Below are 12,613 nucleotides of genomic sequence, written 5' to 3' on the forward strand. Positions count from 1 at the left end.
TCGTTCCATGGGCTTCCCGCCGCTATAGCGGCTCCCACATGGGCCGCCTTAAACCGTTTGTCCCCTGCCGGCATCCAAGCTGGCAAGATGAACGCCCTATGCCTCGCCGCCACCTCCTTCATGCAGCCTGAGCTGCCCGCCGCCTCGTCGGACGACGATGTCGTGCGCGCGGCGGTGGCCGGCGACCGCAAGGCTTTCGAAGTCCTCTACCGGCGGCATGCCGATCGCGTCTATGGCGCGGTATTGCGGCTCGCCGCATTCGACCATGCCCGCGCCGAGGACCTCACCCAGGAAGCCTTCGTGCGGGCCTGGCAGAAGCTGGAAGGCTTCCGCTTCGAGAGCGCCTTCGGCACCTGGGTCTACCGACTGGCGGTAAACGTGGCGCTGATGTCCATACGCGCCCGCAACGCCGATCCGGTCAGCATCGTGGGGGACGATAACCTCCCCGACATCACCGATATCGACAACCCCGTCCGCGCCTTCGAGCGCGAGGAACTGGAACAGGCCATCGCGGCATTGCCGCCCAGGGCCCGTGCCGTCCTCGTGCTGCACGACGTGGAGGGCTGGAAACACGAGGAGATCGCCGTCGAACTGTCGATGGCGGTCGGTTCCTCGAAAGCGCAGTTGCATCGTGCCCGCGGCCTGCTCCGCCGCGCGCTGGGAGACAAGCCATGAATGAACTCGACTACCTTCGCCGGATGCGCTCGCTCAATCGCGCGGTCACGCCGCATCGCGACCTTTGGGCCGGCATCGAGGCACGCCTCGACGAGGCCAAGGCCGCGCCCGCCGAGCGGCGGCATCGCGCACGGCCCTGGCTGATGGCCGCGGCCATCGCCGGGGTCGCGATACTGGGCGGCGGCATTGGCCTGCACCTGACGGCACCTGCCGGTAGCGACGCCGTCGCCGCCAGCACCCCGTGGAAACCCTCCGACCCGCGCCTCACCGGCGCGGCCGTGGAACTCGACGCCGCGCGCATGGAGCTGACCCAGGCCATGCAGGATTCCCCCGACTCGGCCGCCCTGCAGCGCCTGCTGCTCCGCACCGAACGCCAGCGCGACCGTCTGCGTAACCTCGACAAGCAAGCCAGCTAAACGCCAACAGCCAGGACATTCCCCATGAAAACGCTCTACTTCACTCCCCTGCTGCTGGCGCTGTCGATCGGTGAGGCCTTCGCCTCGACACCGATCAACCTGTCGAAAGACATCCGGCCCAACGCGCGGATCAGCATCGAAAACGTCAAGGGCGAAGTCACCGTGACCGCCTGGGACAAGAACCAGGTCCAGGTTTCGGGCACCCTGGGCGAGGGCGCGCGGCCGCTGCAGATCGAAGGCGACGAGCGCAACGTCGACATCCACGTCGAAGGCGACGAGAAGAAGGGCCGCTGGTTCAGCTGGGGCAACGATTCCAGCATGCAGGCGACCATCCTCAACGTGCGCGTGCCCAGGTCGGTCGACGTGCAGATCAATGTCGTCAGCGCGCCGGTCAGCATCGACGGGCTCGACGGTGGCCGCATCGACGTGGAATCCGTCAGCGGTCGCATCCGTGCCAACCTGCGCTCACCCGAGGTCAGCATGCAGACCGTCAGCGGCACCATCGATCTCGCCGGCCGCGCCGGTCGCGCCGACCTGCAGACGGTGTCCGGCGACATCACCGCGCCCGCGGTGGGAGAAAAGGTCGACGCACAGACGGTGTCCGGCCGCATGACCATCGGCGGCGGGCCTTGGAAGGAAGCGAGCTTCAGCACGGTGTCCGGCGACACCCAGGTCAACGGCGGTCTCATCAACGGCGGAAAGATCGACGTCGATTCGATGAGCGGCGACGTCCAGCTCCAGTTGCCCACCAACACGTCAGCCCGACTCGAGGCATCCACCTTCAGCGGCGACCTGCGCAGCGACTGGGGCAATACCTCGAACGGCGACGACGGCCCGGGCAAGGAACTGAAGACGACGATCGGCGCCGGCGACGGCTACATCCACGTCGAATCGTTCAGCGGCGACGTCAGGCTGCGCAACGCGGCGCGCTGATTGTCGAGCCGCTATAGCGGCGAGGCATCATGCCTCACCGCATCACCGCCCTGTTGGCTTCTCGCCGCTATAGCAGCTCCCACAAAAAAGCCCCCGCTGGGGGCTTTTTGTTAGAGGTCCTGGTGGTACTGCACGTACGGCGTACGTGACTGGTCCGGTTCGGGAAGCGCCGCGCTGCTGGGGGCGTTGCCCGACGACCACACGTTCTGCGCACCGACCGACAGTTCGCCGCGCCATGGCAGGCGCCACGTCACGCCGAGGTCGATGGCGCTCCAGCGGCGGTCGGGATTCAACCCGTTCACCGCATTGGCCTCGGGTTGCATGGTGCGACCCGTGATCAAGCCGGACAGCGGGCCGCGATCGACGCCGAAGCTGAGCGCCTTCTGGTCGACGGAGCCGATGCCGAGCAGGTTGCCCGGAAGCAGGCGGATCCGGCCGATGCTCGCGCCAAGATCGATGCCGCTGCGCGCGCCGAGGTCGACCCGGCCGTGCGCGTTCAATTCGGTGCTGGACGAAAGCGCGCCGACCGGCAGACCGGAGGCGGTGGACAGACCCGGCAGTACGCGAGGCAACGCGGCTCCCGTGCCGGTCGGGCGGCTGGAGCCAACCCCGACACCGACGCTGTAGCCGGTACCGCGATAGGTGGCGCCCACTTCGCTGCCGACGATGCGCGGCGGTGCGCCGGGCGAACTGCAACGGTCGCTCTTGGCCGCCGCGGCCCCGCAGGATTCCACGGAATTGATCCAACCTTGCCCGCTCACACTGGCATGGGCCTGGACGCGCGGACCCAGGTCGTACTGGAGGCCGCTGGAAAGGAAAGGACCCGCGCCGACAGGGTTGAGGGCAAGCGGTCGCGCCGGATCGGCACGATCATCGGCCTGGAGGCCCAGCGTTCGACCGTCCGGTGTCCGCGCGAGCGGCAGGCCGGAGGTCTCGGGCTGGTCGACGGCATCCGCGTAAGCGCCCAGCAAGGGCGACTTCGTCGCGTCCGAAATCACCGGCGCGGACTGTCCTGCCGCGGCGAGCGGCATAAACAGAAGCATGGTGAGTAAGGATCTGCGCATGAGTAGTCTGTCGGCAGCGGCTGATATTCCCCGAGGTCTCGTCCTCAGCCTGAACGGGAACGGGCTCAAGTATATCCCGTTTTACTTTTTACTAACACCCCTGGCATGGCCTCTTCAGGAAAAGAAACAGCTGCCGTTGACCACTTCCAGGGGAGGGCTAGCCGCATAGGCTCACGGCCCTTGAGACGGTATTCTCCGCGCCCATCGCGCGGCCGCGACAACGCAGATAGACTGATCCGAACACGACCGGAACCTCGTCAGGCGATGACCTTCGCTCCATCCCAAAGCCCGACTCTGCAGGCGCCCGGTCCGGGCGACGTCGAGCCGTTGCAGGACGCCGTCGAGCGGCTGCTTCGCGCCGCGGACGCCGAAGCCGTGCGCACCGAATGCGAGGCCTTCGTCCACTGCCTGCTCGCCGATGCAACGGTGACGTGGCGCGCGGATGCCGACGCGACGCTGGCACGGCCTGGATTGCTCGAGCTCGCGATCGATCCGCAGAACGAACGCAGCCTCGAGATCGCCGCGACGGCTGCCGATCTCGCCAGCTTCGCCGACATGCTCTCCTGGCTGGGCCGCCTGGCTTCCGCCCGCCTGCGCCAGCTCGCCGAAACCGCCAACCTGTACGAAGCCATCTCGCGGCTCGCCCTGGCCGAGCGTCTCCAGCGCGCGCTGTATGCGATCGCCGAGCAGGCAGGCGCCGAGCACAACATGAAGGACATGATGAGTGCGCTCCACGGCATCGTGGGCAGCCTCATGTATGCCGAGAATTTCTTCATCGTCCTGTACGACGCACAGAACCGCACGGTGCGCTTCCCCTACTTCGTGGATACCGAGGACCAGGACATCCCGGACCCGGAGGGCATCCGCACCATCGATGCCATCGAGAACACGCTGACCTGGCACGTCCTGCAGAGCGGCCGCTCGATGATGGGCGCCAGCAGCGACCTGGAGAAGAACCTGCCGGGACCGCGGGTGAACATCGGGCCGCCCAGCGACGACTGGCTCGGCGTGCCGATGAAGCGCGGCGAAGATGTCGTGGGTGCGCTGGTCGTGCAGAGCTATCGCGACGATACGCGATATACCGAGAACGACCGCGACCTGCTCACCTACGTGGCCCAGCACGTGCAGACGGCACTCGAACGGCGCCAGGCCCACGAGGAACTCGAGCGACGCGTCACGACGCGCACGGCCGCGCTGCGCGAAGCCAATCGCGTGCTGCGCCAGCAGGTCCTGCAACGCCAGCGCGGTGAGCGGCTGCAAGCCGCCCTCTTCCGCATCGCCGAACTCGCCAACACCTCGGACAGCATCGAAAACTTCTACGCCGCGGTGCACCGCGTCATCGGCGGCCTCCTGTACGCGCGCAATTTCTACATCGCGCTGCTGTCGGAAGACCAGAACAAGCTCACCTTCCCCTACTCGGTGGACGAACTCGACGGGACGCGCGAGCCGCGCGAATTGGGCCGTGGACTCACCGAATTCGTGCTGCGCAACGGCAAGGCCCTGCTCGCGGACCGCGACGAAATCGACCGACTCAACCGCGACCAGGTGCTTTCCACGAGCGGCGCGCGGTCCCTGCACTGGCTCGGCGTCCCGCTCATCTGGAACGAAAAGTCGATGGGCGTGCTCGCGGTGCAAAGCTACACGCCGGAGCACACGTATAGCGCGCGCGACCAGGAACTGCTGACCTTCGTCAGCTACCACATCGCCAACGCGCTGCAGCGCAAGTACACGACCGAATCGCTGAAGCAGGCCTACGCCAGCCTGGAGCGCCGCGTGACCGAGCGGACGCGCGCCCTGGCCTTGGCCAATCGCGACCTCCGCGAGCAGATCGCCGAGCGCGAGCGCGTGGAGCGCCGGCTCAAGTACGAGACCCTGCACGATTCGCTCACGGGCCTGCCGAACCGCACGCTGCTGCTGCAGCGGCTGGAGCAGGCGCTGAACCATTATCGGGAGAACCCCGGCGAACTGTTCGCCGTGCTGTTCATCGACCTCGACCGCTTCAAGGTCATCAACGATTCCGTCGGCCACCTGGTGGGCGACGATCTCCTCTTCCAGGTAGGCGGTCGTATCCGCGCCTGCCTCAAGACGCGCGATGTCGTGGCCCGCCTGGGTGGCGACGAGTTCGCGGTGCTGGTCGAGGGCATCGTCGATCCGCACGCGGCGACCCACATCGCGGAACGGATCATCGCCCAGTTGCAGACGCCGTTCCGCCTGGGCGCGAAGGAGATCTTCACCTCCGCGTCCATCGGCATCGCCTTGCCCACGCCGGATTACACCCGTCCGGAAGAACTCCTGCGCGACGCCGACTCGGCCATGTACCGGGCCAAGGACGAAGGTCGCCATCGTGCCGCCGTCTTCGACGATCGCCTGCGCCGCGAGGCGCTCTCGCTGCTCGAACTGGAAGGCGACCTCCGCCGAGCGCTGACCCGCAACGAGTTCGTGCCCTTCTTCCAGCCGATCGTGGAGCTGGAGAATGCGCGTGTCGTGGGCTACGAAGCCTTGCTGCGCTGGCGGCACCCGGAGCGCGGGCTACTTCCGCCGGGCGAATTCCTCGCGGTGGCCGAGGATACGGGGTGCTCCGAGGCGATCGACTGGCAGATCTTCGAGCAGGTGGCACGCCAGGCGAGCGCCCTCGTCGGCGACGAAGGCTTCATCAGCATCAACGTCTCCGGCAGCCACTTCCGCTCGCCCGACCTAGACCAGCGCCTGCTCGACCTCCTGGCGGAGCACAAGGTGCCCGCACGCTCGATCCGCGTGGAGGTGACCGAGCGCGCCCTGCTGGAGAACCCGGCACAGGTCAAGCGCATCCTCGAGAACCTGCGCGACCACGGCGTCGGCATCGCGCTCGACGATTTCGGCACGGGGTATTCGTCGCTGAGCTACCTGCACCAGTACCCCATCGAGACGCTGAAGATCGATCGCTCCTTCGTGATCGAGCTTCCCGCGGAAGACAGCGAGGCACATAGCACCGCCGTCGTCCGCGCCATCCAGGCATTGGCCGACTCCCTGCGCATGCAGGTCATCGCCGAGGGCATCGAGACCGAGTCGCAGATGCGCGCGCTGCGCCGCATCGGCTGCCGCTTCGGCCAGGGCTTCCTGTTCGCGCAGCCGGCACCTGCCAGCAAATGGCTGGGCTCACCGCTGTCGCTCGACGCCTGAGGGGTTACTGCAACGTCGAGGGCGACGGCGGCGTCTCGGACTGCGTCAACAGACGCTCCGCGTCCACGCGGTCGAAGATGTAACGCTTGGCGCAGAACTCGCAGATCACCTCGATCTCGCCGTCCCGATCCTCGAGGGTAGCTTCCACTTCCTTGCGCCCCAGCGCGCGCAGCATGCCTTCCACGCGCTCCTGCGAGCAGGTGCATCCGAAGGCGAGCGTCTTGGGCTCGTAGAGGCGCACCGTCTCTTCGTGGTAGAGGCGATAGAGCAGCTCTTCCGGGCGCGTCGCAAGCATCTCGCTGGCGCTCAAGGTCGCCGTGAGATGGCCGACACGGGCCCAGGCGTCCTCGTCTTCGTCGGCCGCGTTGCGCCCGCCTTCGCCCGGTACCGGCTGCAGCATCAGGCCCACCGCGTGATCGCCGTCGGCAGCCAGCAGGATGCGCGCGGGAAGCTGCTCGGAGCGCTCGAAGTAGTTCTCGAGCGCCTCGCCGATCGAGGCGGTGTCGTCGAGCTGCACGACGCCTTGGTAGCGCCCCCGCTCGGCATGGCCGATCGTGATCGCCAGCATCGCGTCGGGCAGGTTCGCGAGCTCGACCCGTGGCGGCAGCGCCTGGGCGTCGTAACGCGCCAGGCCACGGAGGCGGCCCTTGTCCGTGCATTCGGTGAACAGCAGGCGCAGGGCTCCCTGGCTCTTGAATTCCAGCGACAGGGCGCCTTCGAACTTGATATTGCCCGTGAGCAGCGCGCTGGCGGCCACGGCCTGGCCCAGCGTATCGCGCAGGTCGCTGGGGTATTCGGCACGCGAGGCGATTTCATGCCAGCTGGCGCCGAGCCGAACGAGCACGCCGCGCACGCCCGCTTTCTCGAGCATGAAGCGATGCAGCACGTCTTCGGACGCTAGGGTGTCGACGATCGAATCGGTCACGGCGGTCTCCTGGTGATCCGACGGAAGATGGGGACGGTCGCGGACACCGACAAGCCTGCGACGGTCCTGGCCCTTATACTGCGCCATCCTTCGCCAACGCGCCCCCATGAGTCCGACGCCCCGCTCGCCGATACGCCGGATCGCCCAGTTCCTGGGCCTGCTGCTCCTCGCGTGGCTGGGCCTCTGCTGCCTCGTGGTGGTCGTGTTCCGCTTCGTGCCGCCCTGGACCAGTGCCATGATGATGGAGCGCCGCGTGGAGGCGCTGGTGCAACGCGAAAGCGATTTCGATTTCCGTCATCGCTGGGTGGCATGGGAGCGGATATCGCCGCAGGTCGGCATCGCGATGGTCGCGGGCGAGGACCAGAAATTCCCGTTTCACCACGGCTTCGACGTCGACGCGATCCAGGATGCCATCGATGCCGCCGACGAAGGCAAGCGCCTGCGTGGCGCGAGCACGATCAGCCAGCAGGTGGCCAAGAACCTGTTCCTCTGGAATGGACGCAGCTTCGTGCGCAAGGGGCTGGAAGCCTGGTTCACCGTGCTGATCGAGACATTCTGGTCGAAGCAACGGATCCTCGAGGTCTACATGAACACGGTGGAACTCGGCGACGGCGTCTACGGCGTTGGCGCGGCCAGCGAAGCCTTCTTCCACACCACGCCCGACCGCCTCGGCATGGCCCAGGCCGCGCGTCTCGCCGCGGTACTGCCCAATCCCCGGCGCTTCCATGCCGATGCCCCCAGCGCCTATGTGCAACGCCGCGCCGCGTGGATCGCGCGGCAGGCTGCCCAACTGGGCGGCCCGGCCTACCTCGCCCGTCCGGCCCCCGTGTCCGGACGCGCTCACTGAGCCTCGCCATGTCGTTTTCCCTCGCCATCGTCGTCCCCGCCTACAACGAAGCCCAGGTGATCGGCAGCTTCCACGCCCGGCTCGGCGCCGTCCTCGATGGCATCGACGCGACAGCCCGCATCATCTACGTCGACGACGGCAGCAGCGACGACACCTGGCCGATGCTGGCGGCGCTCGCCGAGGAAGACGCACGCGTGGAGGCGTTGCGCCTTTCGCGCAATTTCGGAAAGGAGGCGGCGATGACCGCCGGGCTCGACGCGGCCGATGCCGATGCGGTGGTCGTCATCGACGCCGACCTGCAGGATCCGCCGGAGCTCATCCCGGAACTGGTCGCGCGCTGGCTGGACGGTTATGACGTCGTATACGCCACCCGGGGCGAGCGTGACGGCGAGACCCGCACGAAGAAATTCACTTCCGCCGCGTTCTACCGGGTGATGGAGCGACTCTCCGACACGCCGCTGCCTCGCGACACGGGCGACTTCCGCCTGCTCTCCCGGCGCGCGGTGGAGGCCCTGTGCGGGCTGCGCGAGCGGCAGCGCTTCATGAAGGGTCTGTTCGCGTGGATCGGCTATCGCCAGACGGCAGTCACCTACCACCGCGACGCACGCCATGCCGGAACCACGAAGTGGAACTACTGGCGGCTGACCAACCTCGCGGTGGAAGGCATCACATCCTTCTCGACGGCGCCGCTGCGCGTCGCTACCTGGCTCGGCGTCTCCGCCGCGACACTGGCGTTCCTCTATGGCCTTTGGGTGATGCTCAAGGTCCTGATCTGGGGCGATCCGGTGCGCGGCTACCCCACCCTGTTGGTGGTGATCCTCTTCCTAGGGGGCGCGCAGTTGCTGGCGCTGGGCGTGATCGGTGAGTACGTGGGCCGTACCTATGCCGAGTCGAAACGTCGCCCGCTGTACTACGTCGAGTCTCGCCGGGGCGGCCTATTGCCTTCGGCCGATCAGGTCCCCCGTGGAGTTGCACGGCGCTAGACTCCGCGCAACGCGGCAAGGCCGCCCTCGAGACGAGAACCGAACATGCCGCAGGTCCAGCCGGAGAGCGACCCATGCGCACGGTACTGATGTGCCACGCCGGCGACGCCTTCGATCGCGAAGGTCTCGCGGCATGGATGGCCTCGTTCTCCGACCTGGCCGGCGTGGTCGTCATCGACGAGACCGGCGTGCAGAAGCGCGCACGCATTCGTCGCGAATGGCGGCGCCTCGGGACGTGGCGCTTCCTCGACGTGCTGGCGATGCGCCTCTACTACCGCTTCAAGCTCGCGGCCACGGACCGGGCGTGGATGGACGCGACCCTCGCGAACATGCGGCGCCGGTTCGGCGACGTGCCCGGCGTGCCGGAACTTCGCGTCGCCGATGCCAACGCCCCGGAGGTGGCGGCGTTCCTGCGCGAGCGGAAGCCCGACATCATGATCGCCCGGAGCAAGCAACTCCTGGCGCGACGGATCTACCGGATTCCTCGCAACGGCTGCCTCGTGATGCACCCGGGCATCTGCCCCGAATATCGCAACGCCCACGGCTGCTTCTGGGCGCTTGCGGAACGGGACCTTGACCGGGTCGGATTAACACTCTTGCGCATCGACGCCGGTGTCGACACGGGCCCGATCTACGGCTATTTCACTTATGCCTTCGACGAGGCACGCGAATCCCATGTACGCGTGCAGTACCGCGTGGTGGTCGAGAACCTGGACGCACTGGCGCAACGGGTACGGGAGATAGCCGCCGGTGAAGCCGTTCCCATGGACGTCAGCGGGAGGCAGAGCGGCGTGTGGGGGCAGCCGTGGCTGAGCCGCTACGTCCGCTGGAAGCGCTCCGCACGGGCACTCGCCGGATGAGCCTGGTCACGCTCATGTACCACGACGTCGTACCGGGAGGGCGCTGGGACGACAGCGGCTTTCCGGGATCGGCAGCGGCGCACTACAAGCTGGACGACACGGCCTTCGCCGATCACCTCGGGAGCCTCCGCGCGAGCGGAGTTGTCTTCGCAGACCCGGACGCGGTGGCAAGCGGTCGACACGACGGCTGCCTGCTGACCTTCGACGATGGAGGTGCCAGCGCGAGTGCCATCGGAAAGACCCTCGCGCGCGCGGGCATTCGAGGATGTTTCTTCATCACCACCGCGCGCATCGGCACCCCGGGATTCGTCACTGCCGAGGACCTGCGCGCCCTTCGTCGCGATGGCCACTTGATCGGCAGCCATTCGCATACGCACCCGGCGAACATCTCGACCCTCGACGCACCTGCGCTGCACGCGGAATGGCGACGTAGCGTGGATGTCCTCGAGGAACTCCTGGGCGAGCCGGTGCGCACGGCGTCGGTGCCGGGTGGCTTCCTGTCGCCGTCCGTGCGGCGCGCGGCCGAGGCCGCGGGCATCCGCACGCTCTTCACCTCCGAGCCCACCACGCGTCCGACGCGCGGCCTGTCCTGCGTCTTGCTGGGCCGCTACGCCCTGCTGCGGGAGTCGCCGGCGGCCGAAGCGGTGGCGCTCGCCACGGGCGGCGGCGGCACCCGGTGGCGGCAGTGGGCGAAGTGGAACGCCAAGAAGCCGCTGAAGCGATGGGCAGGCCCCGTTTATCGCTTCACGCGCGCCACTCTCTTGCGGCGTCGCAGCGACGCCATCGCCGAGGATCCTCCTTCATCTGCTCGTGACTCCGCCGGGCCACCGCGGGAGTAGACTGCATCCACCGCGGCGGCGGCCGCGCCCATCCCGGGAGTCGAGCATGCAGCAGGTCAAGCATCTCCTTGCAAGCAAGGGCAACGCTGTCTACGCAGTAGCACCGGATGCCACGGTCTACGAGGCCATCCAGCAGATGTCCGAGAAGAACGTCGGCGCGCTGGCCGTGATCCGCGGCGACCAACTGGTCGGCATCGTTTCCGAGCGCGACTACGCGCGCAAAGTCATCCTGAAGGACCGCTCGTCACGGGACACGCCCGTGGCGGAGATCATGACGCCGAGTGTCGTGACCGTCGCGCCGGACGCCAGCGTCGACGACTGCATGCGGCTCTGCACCGACGGTCGCCTGCGCCACCTGCCAGTACTGGATGGGGGTCGCGTGGTGGGCATGGTCTCGATCGGCGACCTGGTGAAGGCCACGATCTCGGAGCAGAAGGAAACGATCAACCAGCTGGAAAGCTACATCGTCGGCTAGGCGTCGTCGTCCGCGACATCCTGCGATTCGGGCGCGAGGTCCGGCGACGAGGCCGCGCGCCGCGCAACCTCCGTCGCGATGGCCGCAAGGCCCGCGCAGATGAGCCCGATGCCGGCGATGCCCACGCCCACGGCACGCAAGCCGTTCAGGCCCGTGGTGACCAGCAGGTCGCCGAAGCGCCATACCGTCGTTTCGATGAAGTTCTTGCCCTTGTAGCGCGCCTCGCGCGGCATGCGGGTGTACAGCGCGTCGGCCGCCGGCTTCGCCATGCCGAAGGTGAAACCGCGCGTGCCTACCTGCACGATGGCCACCAGCGGTACGGCGAAACCGAACAGCATGGCGTCGCCTGGCCCATGGACGGCGAGCCAGCCCAGGAGGCAAAGGTTCACCACCGACGGCAGTACCAGCGCCCAGGCCGTGCCGAGGCCACGCAGCAAGAGTGGGGTGAGGGTGAGTTGCAGCAAGGCGCCCAGGCCGTTGATCCACAGGTCCAGGTCGGCATAGAAGGCCGTGCGCGCGGCGTTGTCGACAAAGTGGGCCTTCGTGTAATCGGCCATCAGGGCGTACGCCATGGTGGCGATACCATCGCTCAGCAGCATCAGCACGGTCATGTAGCGGAGGAACGGCTGGGCGAACGCCGCCTTCGCGCCTTCGAGGATCGAGCCGCCCAACGGCGCGGCGCTTGCGCCGTCCCTCGCCTCCTCACGCGTCGACAGCGACAGTAGCGCGGCCAGGGCCAGGAGGAGCATGACCGCGGATACCACGAGCATCGCCGGCACGCCGAGACGGAGCACGAGCAGTCGGGTCAGCAGCGGACCCGCGAGCGCACCCGCCATCCCACCGAAGGCGATGAAGGGAAACATCAGGCGCGCATCCCTGCTGCGGTAGACGTCCGCCATGAAGCTCCAGAAAAGGGACACCACGAACAGGTTGAAGACGCTCACCCAAACGAAGAAGACCCGCCCGAGGGCCACGGCGCCGATGCGGTCCTGTGCGACGAAGGCCGGGACGAAGGCGACCAGGCAGATGACGAAGGACAGATAGCTGACCATGATCATCCGGCGACGCGGGAATCGCGCGACCAACCAGCCGAACACGGGCGTCAGCGCCAGCATCACCACGAAGACGATGGCGTAGAACACGGGGAGCGACGACGAACCCGCAGCGCCCACCAGCTGGTCGCGGACCGGCCGGAGGACGTAATAGGAAGTCAGTATCAGGAAGAAGGAGATGACCGAGAGCGCGAGGGTCGCTCCTCCGCTGCGGGCGGCATTCGGGCGCGGGTTCACGTTGGCCGGATATCCGGTTGAGGCGGCGTGCGAAGCCTAGCACGGCCGTGTGGCTCGTTCAGGGTCGTCAACATCCCATCCGTTGTCGCCGGACGGGAAGTAAAAGACAATGCCGGGAGCCGGGCCCTCCGGTGTCCCTGTCCCGTGG

At 67.4% G+C, this 12,613-nt stretch carries 12 protein-coding genes; 9 read left to right on the plus strand and 3 right to left on the minus strand.

Going from position 1 to position 12,613, the window contains the following annotated elements:
* The first annotated feature begins 87 nt into the window (after window positions 1-87).
* From ACQKIE_RS13385 to ACQKIE_RS13395, 3 genes are read left to right on the plus strand one after another with little or no spacing between them, the layout of a single operon-like run.
* Window positions 88-675 (plus strand): RNA polymerase sigma factor, encoded by a 588-nt coding sequence (locus ACQKIE_RS13385; RefSeq protein ID WP_427459840.1) that lies wholly within the window; start codon window positions 88-90, stop codon window positions 673-675.
* Complete coding sequence (locus ACQKIE_RS13390) at window positions 672-1,091, plus strand: hypothetical protein (protein ID WP_427459842.1); 420 nt, start codon at window positions 672-674, stop codon at window positions 1,089-1,091. Before ACQKIE_RS13385 ends, ACQKIE_RS13390 begins: the two co-directional genes overlap by 4 nt.
* 24 nt (window positions 1,092-1,115) lie before the next feature.
* On the plus strand, window positions 1,116-2,024 hold the full coding sequence (locus ACQKIE_RS13395) for a DUF4097 family beta strand repeat-containing protein (RefSeq protein WP_427459844.1): 909 nt from the start codon (window positions 1,116-1,118) through the stop codon (window positions 2,022-2,024).
* Window positions 2,025-2,134: 110 nt separating this feature from the next.
* Here the strand turns inward: ACQKIE_RS13395 and ACQKIE_RS13400 are convergent, their stop codons facing one another.
* Window positions 2,135-3,088: a hypothetical protein gene (locus ACQKIE_RS13400; RefSeq protein ID WP_427459846.1), complete on the minus strand. Its 954-nt coding sequence runs from the start codon at window positions 3,086-3,088 to the stop codon at window positions 2,135-2,137.
* A 264-nt stretch (window positions 3,089-3,352) separates the two neighbouring features.
* Here ACQKIE_RS13400 and ACQKIE_RS13405 point away from each other — a divergent pair, with 264 nt between their 5' ends.
* Entirely contained in the window at window positions 3,353-6,247 is a 2,895-nt protein-coding gene (locus ACQKIE_RS13405) for a bifunctional diguanylate cyclase/phosphodiesterase (RefSeq protein WP_427459849.1), read from the plus strand.
* A 4-nt stretch (window positions 6,248-6,251) separates the two neighbouring features.
* Here the strand turns inward: ACQKIE_RS13405 and ACQKIE_RS13410 are convergent, their stop codons facing one another.
* A complete protein-coding gene (locus tag ACQKIE_RS13410) occupies window positions 6,252-7,172 on the minus strand; it encodes an Hsp33 family molecular chaperone HslO (protein ID WP_427459852.1) in 921 nt (306 codons plus the stop codon).
* Between the two features lie 106 nt (window positions 7,173-7,278).
* Between ACQKIE_RS13410 and mtgA the strand changes: the two genes are divergently transcribed.
* From mtgA to ACQKIE_RS13435, 5 genes are all read left to right on the plus strand, one after another.
* Window positions 7,279-8,019 (plus strand): monofunctional biosynthetic peptidoglycan transglycosylase, encoded by a 741-nt coding sequence (mtgA, locus tag ACQKIE_RS13415; protein WP_427459854.1) that lies wholly within the window; start codon window positions 7,279-7,281, stop codon window positions 8,017-8,019.
* 8 nt (window positions 8,020-8,027) lie between these two features.
* The gene (locus ACQKIE_RS13420) at window positions 8,028-9,002 is read left to right on the plus strand and encodes a glycosyltransferase family 2 protein (protein WP_427459856.1); all 975 of its coding nucleotides are present in this window, start codon (window positions 8,028-8,030) and stop codon (window positions 9,000-9,002) included.
* 74 nt (window positions 9,003-9,076) lie between these two features.
* Window positions 9,077-9,862 carry a formyltransferase family protein gene (locus ACQKIE_RS13425; protein WP_427459858.1) on the plus strand — a complete coding sequence of 262 codons (786 nt, stop codon included), beginning with the start codon at window positions 9,077-9,079 and terminating at the stop codon, window positions 9,860-9,862.
* The gene (locus tag ACQKIE_RS13430) at window positions 9,808-10,701 is read left to right on the plus strand and encodes a polysaccharide deacetylase family protein (RefSeq protein WP_427459860.1); all 894 of its coding nucleotides are present in this window, start codon (window positions 9,808-9,810) and stop codon (window positions 10,699-10,701) included. Before ACQKIE_RS13425 ends, ACQKIE_RS13430 begins: the two co-directional genes overlap by 55 nt.
* 46 nt (window positions 10,702-10,747) lie before the next feature.
* The gene (locus ACQKIE_RS13435; RefSeq protein WP_427459862.1) at window positions 10,748-11,176 is read left to right on the plus strand and encodes a CBS domain-containing protein; all 429 of its coding nucleotides are present in this window, start codon (window positions 10,748-10,750) and stop codon (window positions 11,174-11,176) included.
* Here the strand turns inward: ACQKIE_RS13435 and ACQKIE_RS13440 are convergent.
* A complete protein-coding gene (locus ACQKIE_RS13440) occupies window positions 11,173-12,465 on the minus strand; it encodes an NTP/NDP exchange transporter (protein ID WP_427459864.1) in 1,293 nt (430 codons plus the stop codon). The two genes, ACQKIE_RS13435 and ACQKIE_RS13440, sit on opposite strands and share 4 nt — an antisense overlap.
* Window positions 12,466-12,613 lie beyond the last annotated feature (148 nt).

It is taken from the genome of Luteibacter sp. NPDC031894 (assembly GCF_050273135.1).
In the GTDB taxonomy this organism is placed as follows: Bacteria; Pseudomonadota; Gammaproteobacteria; order Xanthomonadales; family Rhodanobacteraceae; genus Luteibacter.

Excerpts from the sequence above, each read along its gene's own strand:
- ACQKIE_RS13385 (WP_427459840.1), top strand. The coding sequence starts at position 88 with ATGAACGCCCTATGCCTCGCCGCCACCTCCTTCATGCAGCCTGAGCTG.
- ACQKIE_RS13390 (WP_427459842.1), top strand. The coding sequence starts at position 672 with ATGAATGAACTCGACTACCTTCGCCGGATGCGCTCGCTCAATCGCGCG.
- ACQKIE_RS13395 (WP_427459844.1), top strand. The coding sequence starts at position 1,116 with ATGAAAACGCTCTACTTCACTCCCCTGCTGCTGGCGCTGTCGATCGGT.
- ACQKIE_RS13400 (WP_427459846.1), bottom strand. The coding sequence starts at position 3,088 with ATGCGCAGATCCTTACTCACCATGCTTCTGTTTATGCCGCTCGCCGCG.
- ACQKIE_RS13405 (WP_427459849.1), top strand. The coding sequence starts at position 3,353 with ATGACCTTCGCTCCATCCCAAAGCCCGACTCTGCAGGCGCCCGGTCCG.
- mtgA (WP_427459854.1), top strand. The coding sequence starts at position 7,279 with ATGAGTCCGACGCCCCGCTCGCCGATACGCCGGATCGCCCAGTTCCTG.
- ACQKIE_RS13420 (WP_427459856.1), top strand. The coding sequence starts at position 8,028 with ATGTCGTTTTCCCTCGCCATCGTCGTCCCCGCCTACAACGAAGCCCAG.
- ACQKIE_RS13425 (WP_427459858.1), top strand. The coding sequence starts at position 9,077 with ATGCGCACGGTACTGATGTGCCACGCCGGCGACGCCTTCGATCGCGAA.
- ACQKIE_RS13435 (WP_427459862.1), top strand. The coding sequence starts at position 10,748 with ATGCAGCAGGTCAAGCATCTCCTTGCAAGCAAGGGCAACGCTGTCTAC.